This is a genomic window from Streptomyces sp. NPDC023723, from assembly GCF_040639815.1.
In the GTDB taxonomy this organism is placed as follows: Bacteria; Actinomycetota; Actinomycetes; order Streptomycetales; family Streptomycetaceae; genus Streptomyces.
The window spans coordinates 15,163-30,659 of sequence record NZ_JBFAAP010000076.1; the positions used below are offsets into that span (position 1 = coordinate 15,163).

At 70.8% G+C, this 15,497-nt stretch carries 14 protein-coding genes and 1 pseudogene; 5 read left to right on the forward strand and 10 right to left on the reverse strand.

Annotation, left to right across the window (positions count from 1 at the left end; genetic code table 11):
- Positions 1-14 precede the first annotated feature (14 nt).
- The 4 genes from AB0G32_RS37450 to AB0G32_RS37465 are packed head-to-tail and all read right to left on the reverse strand — an operon-like array spanning position 15 to position 4,719.
- Positions 15-857, reverse strand: a complete 843-nt coding sequence (locus AB0G32_RS37450; protein ID WP_361174401.1) for an alpha/beta hydrolase-fold protein — start codon at positions 855-857, stop codon at positions 15-17.
- A gap of 18 nt (positions 858-875) precedes the next feature.
- On the reverse strand, positions 876-1,415 hold the full coding sequence (locus AB0G32_RS37455; protein ID WP_361174406.1) for a hypothetical protein: 540 nt from the start codon (positions 1,413-1,415) through the stop codon (positions 876-878).
- A gap of 48 nt (positions 1,416-1,463) precedes the next feature.
- Entirely contained in the window at positions 1,464-3,107 is a 1,644-nt protein-coding gene (locus AB0G32_RS37460) for a carboxylesterase family protein (RefSeq protein ID WP_361174410.1), read from the reverse strand.
- Between the two features lie 40 nt (positions 3,108-3,147).
- Complete coding sequence (locus tag AB0G32_RS37465) at positions 3,148-4,719, reverse strand: alpha/beta hydrolase-fold protein (RefSeq protein ID WP_361174413.1); 1,572 nt, start codon at positions 4,717-4,719, stop codon at positions 3,148-3,150.
- Positions 4,720-5,351: 632 nt separating this feature from the next.
- On the opposite strand from AB0G32_RS37465, the gene AB0G32_RS37470 reads away from it, so the two are divergent.
- Entirely contained in the window at positions 5,352-7,067 is a 1,716-nt protein-coding gene (locus AB0G32_RS37470) for a subtype B tannase (protein WP_361174416.1), read from the forward strand.
- A gap of 469 nt (positions 7,068-7,536) precedes the next feature.
- On the opposite strand, the gene AB0G32_RS37475 is transcribed toward AB0G32_RS37470, so the two are convergent.
- The gene (locus AB0G32_RS37475) at positions 7,537-8,436 is read right to left on the reverse strand and encodes a LacI family DNA-binding transcriptional regulator (protein WP_361174419.1); all 900 of its coding nucleotides are present in this window, start codon (positions 8,434-8,436) and stop codon (positions 7,537-7,539) included.
- A 311-nt stretch (positions 8,437-8,747) separates the two neighbouring features.
- Between AB0G32_RS37475 and AB0G32_RS37480 the strand changes: the two genes are divergently transcribed.
- The 4 genes from AB0G32_RS37480 to purU all read left to right on the forward strand — a co-directional run bounded on the left by AB0G32_RS37480 (position 8,748) and on the right by purU (position 12,402).
- Positions 8,748-8,822 (forward strand): hypothetical protein, encoded by a 75-nt coding sequence (locus AB0G32_RS37480; RefSeq protein ID WP_361174440.1) that lies wholly within the window; start codon positions 8,748-8,750, stop codon positions 8,820-8,822.
- Positions 8,823-9,219: 397 nt separating this feature from the next.
- Positions 9,220-10,566 carry an aminomethyl transferase family protein gene (locus AB0G32_RS37485; protein WP_361174422.1) on the forward strand — a complete coding sequence of 449 codons (1,347 nt, stop codon included), beginning with the start codon at positions 9,220-9,222 and terminating at the stop codon, positions 10,564-10,566.
- Positions 10,567-10,624: 58 nt separating this feature from the next.
- Positions 10,625-11,497, forward strand: coding sequence for a methylenetetrahydrofolate reductase (locus AB0G32_RS37490; protein WP_361174425.1), 873 nt, complete (start codon positions 10,625-10,627; stop codon positions 11,495-11,497).
- Positions 11,494-12,402, forward strand: coding sequence for a formyltetrahydrofolate deformylase (gene purU / locus AB0G32_RS37495; protein ID WP_361174428.1), 909 nt, complete (start codon positions 11,494-11,496; stop codon positions 12,400-12,402). The genes AB0G32_RS37490 and purU overlap by 4 nt, the downstream gene beginning before the upstream one ends.
- 243 nt (positions 12,403-12,645) lie before the next feature.
- On the opposite strand, the gene AB0G32_RS37500 is transcribed toward purU, so the two are convergent.
- From AB0G32_RS37500 to AB0G32_RS37520, 5 genes and pseudogenes are all read right to left on the reverse strand, one after another.
- Positions 12,646-13,008, reverse strand: coding sequence for a transposase (locus tag AB0G32_RS37500; protein ID WP_361174443.1), 363 nt, complete (start codon positions 13,006-13,008; stop codon positions 12,646-12,648).
- Positions 13,005-13,121: pseudogene (locus AB0G32_RS37505) on the reverse strand (IS5/IS1182 family transposase); the annotation flags it as partial. The pseudogene AB0G32_RS37505 and the gene AB0G32_RS37500, both read right to left, overlap by 4 nt.
- Before the next feature lie 81 nt (positions 13,122-13,202).
- On the reverse strand, positions 13,203-14,090 hold the full coding sequence (locus AB0G32_RS37510) for an alpha/beta hydrolase (RefSeq protein WP_361174431.1): 888 nt from the start codon (positions 14,088-14,090) through the stop codon (positions 13,203-13,205).
- Positions 14,091-14,286: 196 nt separating this feature from the next.
- Complete coding sequence (locus AB0G32_RS37515; protein WP_361174434.1) at positions 14,287-14,409, reverse strand: hypothetical protein; 123 nt, start codon at positions 14,407-14,409, stop codon at positions 14,287-14,289.
- A 174-nt stretch (positions 14,410-14,583) separates the two neighbouring features.
- Positions 14,584-15,114, reverse strand: a complete 531-nt coding sequence (locus tag AB0G32_RS37520) for a hypothetical protein (protein ID WP_361174437.1) — start codon at positions 15,112-15,114, stop codon at positions 14,584-14,586.
- Positions 15,115-15,497: the final 383 nt, after the last annotated feature.

Consider the following 15,497-nt stretch of genomic DNA (forward strand, 5'->3'; position numbering starts at 1 on the left):
CGGAGAAACGCGGCTCAGGCACCCCAGTCCGCGGTGGCGGAGGTCTGCGGCAGGAAGGCCACCCGGGTCAGGAAGTCCCTGAGCAGGACGCGCCACACGTACCATTCGTGGCCGCCGTCGATGAAGTCGCTCTGCACGTGCACACCAGCCGCGGTCAGGTCCCGTACCGCGCGCAGCGGGCCCCGGTGGTGGGTCAGGTACCCCTGGTTGATGGGGTCCTGCCAGCCGCCGCCGACGAAGACCGAGACCTTCGCCAGCGCCGACTTCAGCTCGTCGGGGAAGGTGGTCCCGGTGGGCAGCCCGGCGCTCATGAGACCGTAGTAGCCGAACTGCTCGGTGTTGTCGAGCATCAGATAGACGGTGCGCATGCCGCCCGCGGACAGTCCGGAGTAAGCCCGGTCGGCGGCGGCCGTGGACACGTTGTAGTGCTGTTCCACCCAGGGGAAGACCCGCTCGATCAGGTCGGTGCGGTGCAGTTTCTCGTTCGTCGAGGACGCGTACCCGGTGGCGTTGGGCATGACGACGACCATGGGCCGCACCTCACCCGTGTGGATGAGGTTGTCCATGATGTCGGCCAGGGCGCCCTGGGTGCTCCAGCCCATCTCGTTCTCGCCGCCGCCATGGCTCAGGTAGAGGGTCGGGTACGGTTCGGCGCGCCGGGCGTCGTAACCGGGCGGAGTGTAGACCACCAGGTAGTTCTGGTCGGCGGGGGTGACATGGCCGGGCGAGTCGTAGGTCACGTGGCGGAGCTTGCCCCGGCCGGTGTCCCGGGGCGCCTGCCAGGAGAGGTCGCGGGTGCCGGAGTCGGGGTCGCCGGGGACGTAGACCTGACTGCGGTCGACGGCGGTGCCGTGCACGGTGCCGTCGACGACGTTTCAGGCCGGGTTGCCCGGATCGGGCAGCAGTCCGGTGGTCGTGGTGTCGTCGGCCTGCGCGTCGACGAAGAAGCCGTACGTGTACACCCCCGAGGGCAGGGGAGTGGTGTAGGTCCACACGCCGTCCCGCCCCTTGTCCATGTCGACGACCGGCCAGTTGGGGCTGGTGGAGTTGGGGTGGGAGATCGGCACGTCCCCCGGCTGCCACTGGCGCGGCAGCAGGCCCTGGCTCTCCACGACCTGGTCGGGGGTGGTCAGCCGCGGGCTGAGCGTGCTCGGCCGTTCGAAGTACCACTCGCCCTTCAACTGCACGCGGCTCGCCTTGGGCGCGTAGTACCGGAAGGTCACCTCGTAGCCGGTGGGGCTTTTCCCGGTGTGCCGGACGACGGGACCCTGCCCCTTCGTCTCACCGCTCTTGCCCGGCTTCTGGTCGCGCTCGGCGGCAGCCGCCGCGGTGGGCAGGGCGGCTGCGGAGCCGGTGAGGGCGGCGGTGCCGGTAACAGCGAGAGCCCGGGTGACGGCTCTTCTGGACAAAGACATCGGGGGGAGCCTTTCGCAGGTGCGGGTGCGGGCCTGGGAGGTATGGGGTCAGGCGAGGGTGGACCAGAAGGCGCACTGGTGGGCTGCCGACTCGTCGCTCACGGCCGCGGAGCCGTGGCTGGTGAAGGCCACCTCGGTGGGTGCGCCGGCCGTGTAGGCGGCGATCCGGGGGAGACCCGGGGGTGAGAGGGTGCCGGTCTCCGCGAAGTGCTGCCAGTAGTCGGCCATCTCGTCGGCCAGCGCGCGCTGGACCCCCGACAGCGGGGTCAGGGCGGGGGCGCCCCAGAGGTAGAGCAGCTCGGCGGAGTGCTGGGTGCCCAGGGCGAACGACGGCGGCACGAGCTGGTAGGAGCGCAGTGGCGCGGTGGTGTCGCGGAACTCGTAGACGTAGGTGGCGGCGGAGTGGGCGGCCAGCGCGCCGGCGTGGGCCAGTTTCGGGCAGGAGAAGCCACTGTCGCTGCGCACCGCGGCCAGGGCCTGTCCGGCGCTGCTGTAGCGGGCGGGCGGGTAGTGAGCGAGGACCGCCTCGGCGTCCGTTCCGTAGGAGGCGCGCACGGCGCTCTCGTACTGCGCGGGCGTGACGGGGTGGGACGTCAGGTCGTACTGCTCGTAGACGAAGGCACCGGCCTCGTTCTGCGTGGAGCCGATGAGGACCGGCATCTTGTGGAACCGGCCCGTCGCGAAGGCGTCGGTCGGCGACCGGGGCAGTACGGTCCCGTCGACGACGGGACGCCAACTCCCCGCGCTCCTCTGGGCGTCGAGGATCTCGACCGGGGACTTGGCGCGCAGGCAAGCCACCGCCCGCGCACCGGTGCCCGCGCAGTCCGCGGCTTCGGTGAAGGCGGCGCCGGCGGTCTGTGCCGTGGTCCGGGTGTTGACCGCGCACCGCAGACTGCTCTCCATGGCGGCGCGCTGGAACAGGCCCGCCGCGGAGGGGGAGGCCAGCAGGGCGCAGATGGACTCGGCCCCCGCGGACTGCCCCGTCACCATGACCTTCGACGGGTCGCCGCCGAAGGCCGCGGCGTTCGCTTTGACCCACTTCAGGGCCAGTTCCTGGTCGAGGAGTCCGTAGTTGCCGGACGTGCCCTGTCCGGTGTCGGTGTCGAGGCCGGGCAGGGTGAGCCAACCCAGCGCGCCCAGACGGTAGTTGACGGTGACGACAATGCCGCCGGCGCGCACGTAGGAGACCGGGTCGATGTCGGTGCCGGAGCCGTTGACGAAGCCGCCGCCGTGGAAGAAGACGGTCACCGGCAGGGCGCCGCCGAACGGCTGCTCGGCGGGTGTCCACACGTTGAGGAAGAGGCAGTCCTCGTCGGTGGAGGCCGCGGCGGGCCGCCAGGCGGCGGCCGTCTGCACACAGTCGGCCCCGGGAGCGCGCGTGTCTCTGACGCCCTTCCAGGCGGCGGCCGCGACCGGTGGCCGCCACCGCAGATCACCGACCGGCGCCCGTCCGTACCGGACGCCGTCGAACCGCCGTACGCCCCCGGCGCTGTCGCCGCGCACGGCGCCGCCGGTGGTGCGCACCACCGTGGGCAGCGACTCGGCGGGGCGGTGCTCACCCCGCGCGGTCGCCGAGGAGGACGAGAGGGAGACCAGGCAGACCAGTGCGGCGAACAGAGCGGCGAGGGCGGGAGCCGTCCGCCTTCCCGGAGTGCGACTGTCGAACCGATGGTGCCGTCGTGCACGGAACACGGCAGATCCCTTCTGTCCTTCTCAGCGGTGGCGGACGGACTCAGTCGGCGCTGGTGCTGCCGTTGTACAGGTCGTCGCCGCTGTAGACGGCGGTCACGGTCTTCCCCGACCAGGCGGAGGCGTTGGCCTTGAGCACGGCACTCCCGCCGTGCAGCTTGACGGGCTTGCCGATGTCCACGCCGTCGGCCTGGAACTGGACGGTGCCACCGGGCGTGGCCGGCTCCGTGGTGGCGGCGGCGACGGTGGCGGTGAGCTTGCCGGAGCCGGTCGTGACGGCCGTGGTGGTGGCGCGGAAGCCGACCCGGGTCAGGAAGTCGTAGAGGGTGTTCTGCCAGAACGACCAGGTGTGGCCGCCGCCCGCCGTGTAGTACGTGAACGGCACACCCGCGTTGATGAGGCCCTCGCGCTCGGTGGTGGCCGTCATCATCGGCGCGTTGCCTCCGGTGTCCTGCTGGCCGATGGCGAGGTGGATGCCGAGCACCTTCTCCAGGTCGTCGGCGGTGTACGCGGAGTCGATCGGGGTGTTGCCGGTGCCGGTGACGGTCACGGCCGGCGCTCCGGCGGCGGGGGACCAGACGCCGTAGTAGCCGAAGGTGGTGGTGTCCTTGAAGAGCAGGTTGTTGGCCTGGGTGCCGTAGGCGGAGGTGCCCGCGAAGGCCCGGTCGGCGGCGCTGGTGCCGACGTGGTAGTGCTGCTCGACGTAGGGCAGCACGGTGTCGGTGATCTCCGCGGTGTAGGCGGCGGAGGAGACTCCGGTGCCCCTCGGCATGACGATCACGGCCGGCTGCATCCTGCCGTCGGCTATCAGGTTGTCGACGATCTGCTCCATGCGGCCCCGCGTCGACCAGGCGACCTCGTTCTCCCCGCCGCCGTGGCTGAGCACGAACACCGGGTAGGGCTCCGACCGGTCGGGGTCGTAGCCGGGAGGCGTGTAGACGGCCATCTGGTTGGAGCCGCTGGTGGCGTTCGCGGTCGGGTAGTCGAGGTCGGTGAGCTTGCCGCGCCGGGAGGCCGGGACGTCCGCCTGCCAGGACTGGTCGGTGGTGCCGAACTTCTTGTCCGACGGGACGTACACCTGGCTGTACACGGCTGCCGACCCGGTCGTGTTCCAGGCGGGGTTGGCGGGATCGGTCGTCGCCGTGCAGCCGCTCAGTGTCGCCGAGGCGCAGTCCGCGTAGAACTGGTAGTCGAAGGTGCCGGAGGGCAGCGGCACGGTGTAGGACCAGACCCCGCTCTTGGCGTCCTTCTCCATGGAGGCGACGGCCCAGTTCTCGCTCGGCTGGTTCGGCGACTGCAGGGGGAAGTCGCCGGGCTGCCAGTCGGCGGCGGCGACGGGGGCGGCATTGGTCGGGTCGGTGCTGGTGCTCGTCGAGGAGGCGAACGTCCAGGTGCCCCTGATCCGCATGGAGGTCGCCGAGGCGTCCTTGACGCGGAAGGTGACCTGGTAACCGGTGGGACCCTTGCCGGTGTGCGTCACCGTCGGCCCCAGGGCGAGGGTGGAGCCCTTGCCGGCCGCGGGGTCGGCGTTCGCCGACGTGGTGAGCACGGTGGCCGCGATGAGCACGCCGGTCGCGGTGACGGCGAGCACGGTTCTGCGCGGACTGGTGAGCATGGCTTCTCCTTGTGCGTGCGCCCGTGGGGCGACAGGTTGCCGCAGATGCTGCGCGAACGTCTCGGGCCGGGAACCGCCCCGCGGACCGCATCGCTGGTGGACGGCCCCTCCCGGCGCGCGGGCGGCTTCGGCTTCGAACGACATGATCGATGACGGTCGGACTGCGGTGGTCCTGGCCGCAGTGTGTGCGGTGAGCCGGTGTCGGGCGTGCGACGGGTCGGTCCGCGCACGTCACAGGGTGCAGGCGCTTGCTGGTGGTCTCGACGCACCCGGCGGCTCGGGGTGGTGGGCTGAGATGCGGCGCATTCAGAAGTCGAAGGAAAACTGCGGCTGGTGACGATTTTTTACGCTCGTGCGATCAACTTGTCAACGGTCTTGTCGTAAGGCACAGGGAAGCCGCGCGAGCGGGACGCGGGCAGCCTCTCACGGGGGAGGGCGGGCGTGGGCCGCGGAAAATGGCCGCGAGATTGCTGTGCATATTGTTAACAATCTTGTAGCGTGCGTGACGCCTCGGTCCCGAGGCATCGGCCACGCATTCGATGCTCAGTGAGGGAGACCCCGTGCAGCGGCTCTCTGCGTCCCACGCACGCGACGCACTTACCCACTCGACCGGTATACGGAAAGGACGCCCGGTGACCCACACACGCCTGTTGAGAGGTGTGGCGCTCGCGGGTTCCCTCGCGCTCGCGACCGTCGCGGTGCCCACCTCCGTCGCGGTGGCGGCCCCCGCCGCCGGCCGTGGTCACACGGTGGACGCGCAGGACGCCGCGCTGGACTTCGACTCCGCCGCCTACACCACGATCACCGTGACGGTGGACGGCAGTCCGGTGAACGTGCGCTGGTACAAGCAGATCTGCTACGTCGCGAACCCGGTCACCGCGGCGGCCCAGCAGCCCGGCGGCCCCGGCGGCGGCACCACCACGATCACCGACACCCGCTGCGGCTACCAGAGCATGAACGTGTTCGTCCCCGAGAGCGCCTTCGGCGACCAGCGCACCCCGGTCTACTTCGCCGTGAACAACAGCGGATGGAAGGCCAGTTACCTGCGGGCCAGCGTCACCGCGGGCACCTCCTACAACAGCGCGACGAGCACCGTCGGCGCGGCGCTGAAGGCGGGCTACGTCTTCGTCGACGTCGCCAACCGCAGCCGCGGGCTGGCCGGCGCGGACGGTACGGCCCCCGGCAAGGCCCCCGCGGCCGTGGTGGACGCCAAGGCGGCCGTGCGCTACCTGCGCCTGAACGACGCCGCGATGCCCGGCAGCGCGGAGCGCATCGTCATCAACGGCACCAGCGGCGGCGGCGCCCTGGTGTCGATCCTGGGCGCCGCCGGCAACAGCGCCGAGTACGACCCCTACCTTGCCGCGATCGGCGCCGCCGGCATCGACGCCAAGGGCCGCAGCACCCTGCGCGACGACGTCTTCGCCGTCAACGCCTACTGCCCGATCACCGACCTCGGCAACGCCGACATCGCCTACGAGTGGCTGTACAACGTCCTCGCCACCCGCGACACCGTCGGCTCCAACCCTTCACCCGAGGCGTCCGCCGACATCGCGTCCCGGTTCGCGGCATACGAGAAGAGCCTCGGACTGCGCAACCCCGACGGCTCCAGGCTCACCGCCGCCAGCATGCTCGACACCATCAAGCAGGAGGTCGTCGACTCCGCCGAGACCTACCTGAAGGCCGACCCGGCCCACACCATCCCGCCGCTGGGCGGCACCTTCGAGATCGCCTCCGGCCCCACCACCAAGTCGTACGTCAACGACTGGATCGACGTGGACGCCGCCACCGGCGAGGTCCGCTCCGTCGACATGACGAAGTACCTCGCGTTCGTCGCCACCCAGAACACGCTGAAGACGACCCCGGCCTTCGACGCGGTGGGCGTGGCCGGCAATATCACCAGCGGCACCGAGACCGACCTGTTCGGCCCGCCGACGCAGAAGTACATGAACTACACCGCCTACAGCTGGGACCACAACGACGTGGCCGGCGACGGCAGCGGCCTCGACGACACCGGGCTGACCTGGAAGCAGTACACCGCGAAGAAGAGCACCACCGTCGACGACCAGGTGCGTCTGATCAACCCGATGGACTTCATCGGCACCAAGGCCGACACCGCGCCGAACTGGTACGTGCGGCACGGCACCCGCGACCGGGACACCGCGTTCACCGTCTCGGTCAACCTCGACCGCGCCCTCGCCGCCGACCAGCAGGTCGAGGACCTGAACTACCAGCTCGCCTGGAACCAGCCGCACGCCGGCAACTACGACGTGCCCGAGGCCATGGCCTGGATCGCCAAGGTCGTCCGCAAGGCCGGCGACCCGCTCACCGCCGCCCACCGGGACAAGTAACCGGACCGGCCGCACCGACATGGCCGCCGAGCTGGAGCGGGTACCGGGAACAGCGGCCGCCGGAGCCGCGGAGGAGGAGTAGGCGGTGATCCGGCCGCCGTACCCGGTCCCCCGGGCCCGTACCGGGTACGGCCCCGCGTCCGCCGTGCGCGCCCGGCGCGGAGCCCCTCGGTCGGGTCATGACCCCGGGTGTCCAGTGGGGTCCCGGAGTCCCGGCACCGCTCCGGTCCGGTGTCGGAACCCGGCCGCCGTCGGGACCCGGCTGGTCCGGCGGTCGGCTGCCTTCCGGGTGTCCGCCCATGTGGGTGGGCGGCGGACACCGGCTGGGGGACGCCGCCGTCACCGAAGGTGACCACCGCGTCCCAGACCGGCCGGGACCCCCGGTCACCTGCTCGCGGCGGCCGGACAGGACCGTCGTAGGCGATCGGGCACCGTGACGGGACGGCGGCCCACGCGGCGGAGGAGCAGGTCAGACCGATTCGCGGACGACGACTCGCGCGGGCGGCGGGCGGAGGCCGTCCGTGTCGAGGTGCAGGGCGAGGCGGGCGCTGAGCCGGCCGTGCGCCTCGGCGTCGACATGGACGCTGGTCAGCCCTGGGGTCGTGTAGGCCCCGTAGCCGTTGTCGTCGAAGCCGATGACGGCCACGTCGTCCGGCACGCGGCGGCCGAGGTCGAGCAGGGCCATGAGGATGCGCAGGGCGACGTCGTCGTTGAAGCCGGCGACCGCGGTCACCTCGGGAGCGCCCTTCAACAACGCCCGGACGGCTTCGGCGCAGGCGGTGCGTCCAGGCGGCGAGACGAAGGTCCGGGGCGCGCGGACGCCGAGGTCGCGCGCGGCCTGCCCGGTGAACCTCAGCCGGGTCGCGGCCAGCGGGGACTCGGTGTGGGGCAGGGCCACGGCGACCTCGGTGTGGCCGTGTTCCACCAGGTGCCGCAGTTGCATCGCCGCGTGGGCGGCGAGGCCGTCGCGCCAGCCGCCGCCCAGGTCGTCCAGCTCGCGGCCGGTGAGGTAGGTCTCGCCGAAGCGGATGACCGCGCGGGGCGCGATGACGTCCAGGACCTGCTGGGTCGACTGCGGGGTGTGCCGGCCGTGCCGGACGAGCAGCACGTGGTCGTGGGCGGTGAGTTCGGCGTCCAGGCCCTGGATGTAGCTGCGGGAGTAGTGGCCCTCCATGCCGACGTCGATGTTCAGCACGACGACACGTGAGGAGCCCTCGCGCAGGGCGCGTGCGACGCCATGAGGTACGTAGCCCAGTTCCCGCGCGGTCTGCTTGACCCGGTCCCGGGTGGCGGCGGAGATCGTCTGGTGGGGGTCGTCGTTGAGGACGAAGCTCACCGTGGCCCGGGACACGCCGCTGGCCGCTGCCACGTCGTTCAGCGTGACTCTTCCGGAACTTCCCATTACCCCTGCTCCGCTGCGGTCCGCGCACCGTTCGCCCCGCGGGCCGGCGCACCGCCATTCTAGGATCCCCGGCCGGCCTCCGGCGCACCGGTCACCGCACGGCGTACGGACCGGTCCGTCGCGGCACGCGGGACCACGATGGCAATCTCCGTGTCCACCGGGGCGATCTCCGTCGGATTCGGGCCTCGCCGCCGTGCTGCTGCCGATGACCCTGGGGCTCCCTCGGGTTCGCCAAGCGCTCCGAACACGACTGGCAGCTCCTGGCCCCTCTGCACACGGTGCGGTCGGCGGGCTTCCCGGTCCTGGTGGGTGCCTCCAGGAAGCGTTTCATCGGGGCCGCCCTGAGCGGCTGATCGCACGATTCCCCGGCGCCCGGCGCCCGGCGAGCGGGACGCCGCGACCGCCGCGGTGTCCGCGCTGGCGGCGGCGGCCGGGGCGGTGTGCGTGCGGATGTACGACGTCCGTGCCAGCCTGCCTGCCGTCTGCATGGCAGCGGCGTGGACCGGTACGGGCGTCGTCCCCAGGGCTTCCGGCCGGGCCGCCGCCGCTCCCGTGCGGCAGCTGCCGCACGGGTCTGGCCAGTGATCACCCCCTTCTGTTAGCTTGCGCTAGATCGTTCTAGCTCAGGAGTGAGACAACCCCTTCCGTGCCTTCTCCGAAGGGGCCGGTCCGGAAGAAGCGGCCGCTTGGGCACAGCAGTTCCCGAGTCGCAGCCGACGGAAACCAAGCCACCTCGAAAGCAGGAGCCGCATGACAACCCCCAGCCTCCAGGACGGCATCGACAAGGCGGGCTCGCCCGTCGACCTGCTGTGGCAGCCGGGCGCCGAGCCCTGGACGCCCGAGGTGGTGGAGCGCGAGTACGCGGGCTGGCGCCTGGAGCAGCGCGCCTGGCACGAGGGCGTGGCGCTGCTGAACCTGTCGCACCACATGTTCGACCTGTGGATCGAGGGCCCGGACGCCACCCGGGTGCTGGCCGAGTACGGTGCCAACAACTTCGAGAAGTTCGCCGTCGGCCAGGCCAAGCAGTACGTGCCGGTGACCCGCCACGGTCACATCGTCACCGACGGGATCCTCTCCCGGGAGGCGGAGAACAGCTATGTGCTGAGCGGTGTCCCGGCGTCCCAGCACTGGGTGCGGTACCACGCGGAGAAGAACGGCTACGACGTCTCCTTCACCACCGACCCGTCCTCCGCGTTCCGCCCCGGCGGCGGTGACCCGAAGCTGTTCCGCTACCAGATCCAGGGGCCGCTCGCCCTGGACCTGATGGAGAAGGTCTTCGGCGGCCCGATTCCGCAGACCAAGTTCTTCCACTCCACGCCGGTCACCCTGGACGGCCGTGCCTTCAAGGCACTGCGGCACGGCATGGCGGGCCAGGCCGGCTACGAGTTCATCGGCTTCTGGGAGCACGCCGCGTACGTGCACGAGGCGTTCGTGAAGGCCGGCGAGCCGCTCGGCCTGGTCCAGGTCGGCGCGCTGGCGTACGCAACGCCGAGCGTGGAGAGCGGCTGGATTCCCTCGCCGGTCCCCGGCATCTACACCGACCCCGAGCTGGCCGAGTACCGCGCCTGGCTCCCGCTGTTCGGCATCGAGGGCAAGCGCCCGCTGAACGGCAGTTACTTCTCCGAGAACATCGAGGACTACTACGTCTCCCCGTTCGAGCTGGGCTACGGGAAGATGATCCACTTCGGGCACGACTTCCACGGCCGGGACGCCCTCCTCAAGGCCAAGGAGAGTGAGAACCTGCGCAAGAAGGTCACCCTCGTCTTCGACCCGGACGACGTGCGCCGGGTGATCGGCCAGGGAGCGGACCCCGGGTTCCTCCTCAGCTACGCCCGCCACCGGGTGGAGACCTCCGCCGGCCCGGCCGGCGTCACCATGCAGACCGCGGCCATCGACCCGGTCGGCACCGTGCTGTCCCTGACCCTGGTCGACGCCGCGCACGCCGCGCCCGGCACCGAGGTGACCGTCGTCTGGGGCGAGCACCCCGGCCGGGGCACCGACCCCGAGGCCGACCTCGGGTTTCCCCGCATCCGCGCCACCGTCCAGCCCAGCCCGTTCGACCGGCACGCCCGCACCGACTACCGCCGCGACGCCTGACCGGGCCGGCAGCGGGCGTTCCGGCTGGCCGTACCGTGACACCTTCCCAGGAGGCACCATGAATCCCCTCAGCACAGCGTCCACGGCTGTCAGTACGGCACTGCTGGAGGACTTCTCCCTGGAGATGACCGGCAAGGACGTGCCCAAGCTGGAGGAGGCCGTCGGCCTCATCCCACAGGGCACCCGGATCAACGTCACCTTCCTCGGCAACGAGAACCTGCCCGTGCGCCTGGCGGCCGCCCGGGCGGTCAAACGCCTCGGCTTCGTCCCTGTACCGCACCTCTCGGCCCGCCGTCTGGGCTCCCGGGCGGAACTGGAGAGGTTCCTCGCCGGACTGCGCGACGACGGCACCGCAGCGGACGTCTTCGCCGTCGGCGGCGACCCGGCCCGGCCCGAGGGCCCCTACGAGGACTCCCTCGCTCTGATCGAGACGGGGCTGCTGCGGGAGTACGGCGTCCGGCACGTCGGCATCACCGGTTACCCGGAGGGCCACCCGGCCATCAGCGACGACTCGCTCTGGTCGGCGCTGCGCGCCAAGAGCGCCGCCGTCGCCGCCCAGGGCCTGGACGGCAGCGTCATCACCCAGTTCGGCTTCGACGTCGACCCGGTCCTCGGCTGGATCGAACAGGTCCGCGGCCACGGCATCACGCTGCCGGTCCGCATCGGGGTGCCCGGCCCCGCCGGGGTGCGACGGCTGATGTCGTACGCCACCCGGTTCGGCGTCGGCACCAGCGCCTCCATCGCCAAGAAGTACGGCCTGTCCCTCACCAACCTGATGGGCACGGCCGGCCCGGACACGTTCCTGCACGCCCTCGCGGAGGGCTACGACCGGCAACGGCACGGAGAAGTGAAGGTCCATTTCTATACGTTCGGCGGTCTGAAGGCCACCTCCGAATGGATCGCCCAGTTCCGGAAGGAAGCCCGCGCATGACGGTTATCCAGACCGCTCCCACCACTGCCGCCAAGAGGAACAAGGGGCCCGATCGCCAAGCGTCGCTGATCGTCCAGGGTGCCGACGCCACCGGCATCGTCGCGGCGGTCACCTCGGTGCTGAGCGACCACGGTGCGAACATCGTCTCGCTCGACCAGTACTCGGACGACCCGCACGGCGGCTCCTTCTTCCAGCGCACCGTCTTCGGCCTGGACGGCCTCAGGGCCGCGCTGCCCGCGGTGCGTGCCGACCTCGACACGGCGCTGGTGGAGAACTACGGCCTGACGTACACGCTGCGCGACATGTCGGCGCCGAAGCGGATGGCGATCTTCGCCTCCAAGTCGGACCACTGCCTGCTCGATCTGCTCTGGCGCCACCGGCGGGGCCAACTGCCGGTCAGCATCCCGATGGTGATCTCCAACCACCCCGACGTGGCCGAGGAGGTACGCGGCTTCGGCATCCCGTTCTTCCACGTCCCGTCCCTGGGCGCGGACAAGTCCGCCGCCGAGGCCGAGCACCTCAAGCTGCTGAAGGACAACGTCGACTTCGTCGTCCTCGCCCGCTACATGCAGATCCTCTCCGGCGACTTCATCGAGCGGGTCGGCGTCCCGGTCATCAACATCCACCACTCCTTCCTGCCCGCCTTCATCGGCGCCGGCCCCTACGCCAAGGCCAAGGAACGCGGTGTGAAACTGGTCGGCGCCACCGCCCACTACGTCACCGAGGACCTCGACGAGGGCCCGATCATCGAGCAGGACGTCGTGCGCGTCAGCCACGCCGACACCGCCGCCGACCTCACCCGTCGCGGCGCCGACGTCGAACGCGCCGTCCTCTCCCGAGCGGTGCTGTGGCACGCCGAGGACCGGGTCATCCGCGACGGCAACCACACCATCGTCTTCGCCTGAACCATCGGTTCAGTCTCCACCTCGACACGAAAGCTGCCCGGAACAGGGACAGGAACAGGGGCAGGCGGCCTGTCACACGCCGGAACAGGCCGGACAGGCGGAACCGGCCGCCGCGGCGGCGGACGCGGCGCGGACCGTACGGTCCGCTCCGGTCGTCGTCGTAGCCGTCCGGGTCCCCGACGCCGCACACCGCGGTCGGGCGGGGCAGCGCCCGGCACCATTCCGCTGCCGCGGACGGATCGTTCATCGACACAGAAAGTGGTTCGCCACCGTGACCACCACGATCGACGGCACCCGGATCGCCCGGGACATCCGAGCGGATAGTGGAGATTCTCTTCGGCCCAGCCATTGCCGGCCGATGTGCGCGGTCGCCTTGCCGTCCTCGCGGTCTCCGGAATCGTCGATCACGAGTACCCCGCCCGCGTGCGGCGCGGTCCCGGGATCGGCCAGAAGTATCTCGATCCGACGCGCGTTGACCTTCTCGTGATCCCACGTCGACTCTGACACGAAGAACCGCAGCCGCTGCACCGACCGGCGCTGGGCACCGACGACCGGCTCGGTGCCTGCGAGGCAGGTCAGCGTCTTGTTGTGCGGAACTTCTACCAGATCCCGTTCAGGACCCGGCGGTCGTCCGCCCGTTTCCGTCCCCGGGTCGCCCGGGGCAGCAACGGCAGGACGAACTCCCATTCCCGCTCTGGAAGTTCATGGCGACCTGTCATGTGATCATGATCCAGTATTCAAGGGCACCTGTGAACGGGCAGCGGTAGCGGGGCCGGGGCAGCGTCCGCCCCGTGGTGGGGTCAGGTCGCGGTGACGTTTTTGATGATCTCTCTGGCGTGGGCGAGGGCTGCCCGCGATTCGGGGAGTTGTGGGAGGCCGACGAAGACGTGGAAGGCGTCGGGGTAGAGGCTGATCTCAGCGTTGGTGCCGACGGCCTTGGCCTTGGCGACCATCTTCTTGGCGTCGGGGCACAGAATGTCGCGTTCGCCATGGAAGACGCAGATCCGCGGCAGTGCGCGCAGGCTGTCGTTGACCGGGCTGAGCCAGGGGTGTCGCAGGGGGCGGTCCCCGGCCCAACGGCGCATGGCCCACAGCGCTCCTTCGCGGCCGAGCATGGGGTCTCGCGGCTCGATGACTGGGATGTCGGGGTTGGTCAGGGTCGCGTCCGCACAGGGCGAGAACAACAGGACCGCGTCGGGCAGCGGACGGTGTTCGTCCCGGGCGCGGATGACGAGCGCCATCGCTAGAGCGCCGCCCCCGGAATCGCCCGCGGCGATCACCGGCAACCCGGATGCGGTCAGGCTGTCGTAGAGCTTGTGGAGCTTGGGGTAGGTCTCGTCGCCGGTGTGCTCGGGGGCGAGCGCGTACAGCGGGACAGTCACGCGCAGCGGGGTGGCCAGCCCCAGGTTTCCGATGATGTGCCAGTGCGGTGTGACCAGCGGGTGTACGTACGCGCCGCCGTGCGTATAGAGCAGCTCCCCCACAGGGTGAACACCCCTTGGGGTGAGCGTGATGACCGGCATGCCCACGACGCTGCTCCGCCGGACCTCGTACGCCCTGAGGAGTGTGCGCGGCACCTCGGCGTCGGGGCGGTCACGGTCGACCTCCGCGGCGATCGCACCGGCCGAGGCGAGAGGCTTCGGCCGCAGCCGTAGGGCCTGCACCACCACTTTCATCGCCAGAGACACCGTGCCTCCTTCTCGTTCACGGACTTACACCCGAACAGGTCACGTGATACACGAATGCGATACCTGTGGCGGCAGGCGACGCGGGTTCGACACCAACAAGGCACGACAGCGTGCCTCGCTCGCTACGCCACCACACCACTGGTCACGCAGACGCGCCATTTGACGACACGACCTGGTTCCTCTGGAAGGGGAAGGTTCACGTCAGCTGCTCGTCGCGGAGCCGGCGGGCCGACTTCGGCCGCTTCTCGCGGGCGAGGTACGTCGACGGCGACAGTTGGAGCACCCGGCAGACGGGATCGCCCCCGAGACCCTCTGTCACGCAGATGGTCAATGACCTGCTCGGCCTCGGCCGGGTACGGTCGATTCCCTGGACACAACCATGGACGCGGCTCCAACATCTCGTTCGCCCGCTTCGACTCGGCCTACTCCTTACGGGAGTTGCTTCAGTTCATCATGCTCGGCGCTGGTCAGCCGGTCGCCGCGTTCGCCCTGATCAGCCTCGGCCTGACCGAGGTGCGGACAGCGGCTGTCCGCTGACCCGCAGACAGCGCAGTTCCGGATCGGCGACGACCACCGCGCCACAGCCCCGGTAGAGCTCCCGCCACGCCCGCAGCCCGGTCCACAGCGTGTGCTCCCAGTCGGCCGCTGTCAGGTGCGGGGCCGTGCGGGTGGTCAGCCGGACGGCCGCGGTGACCAGATCGGGATCGAGGAGGTGTTCGACGTCGGTGTCGAGCCGGTCGAGGGCGAAGACGTGGGCGAGAGCGGCGGCGGCGTGTTCCGCCGACTCCTCGCCGACGGTCGTCGGCCGGTCAGGCAGGAGCAGCCCGGGGCCGAGCCGCTGCAGCGTCGGCGACCAGCCGAGACAGACCGCGTTGGCCAGGAAGAACACCGGAAGGAAGCGATACCCGGGGACGGCTCCCGTGGCCTCGGTGCACAGCCGGTCCAGCACGCGCCCTGCGTGGCGCAGCTCGGTGACCCGGCTGCCGGAGGAGTCTGCCCCTTCGTGGAATTCGAAGCAGTACATAAAGTCTCCTCCATGAGTCGTCGGGCGGCCCCGGAGGGCCGGATGCGGCTGACCGGTGCTTGCCGGTCTGACGGGAAACGTGTGGCCGTCCGGCCCTCCGGGGCGCTGACCGCTGTTGTCGCGTGACGGACGGGAGCGCTCCTCCGGTCCGCCGGTCCCGCGCGCGGCTTGACATCAGCGTCGCGACTGCGCTCCTGGGCCCGGCCCAGGGGCAGTGGTGCGCCTTCCCGAGCCCCCGCGGAACCCTGGGCGGCTGGTCAACTCTCCGCCAGTGCCCCGGCGTGCCCGGTGACGGCGGCTGCCAGCTCCCGGTCGTGGGCGAGGGCGGGGTCGAGCAGGCCGAGGACCCGACGGGCGGCGTCGTCGAGCCGGCCGCCCGCCGC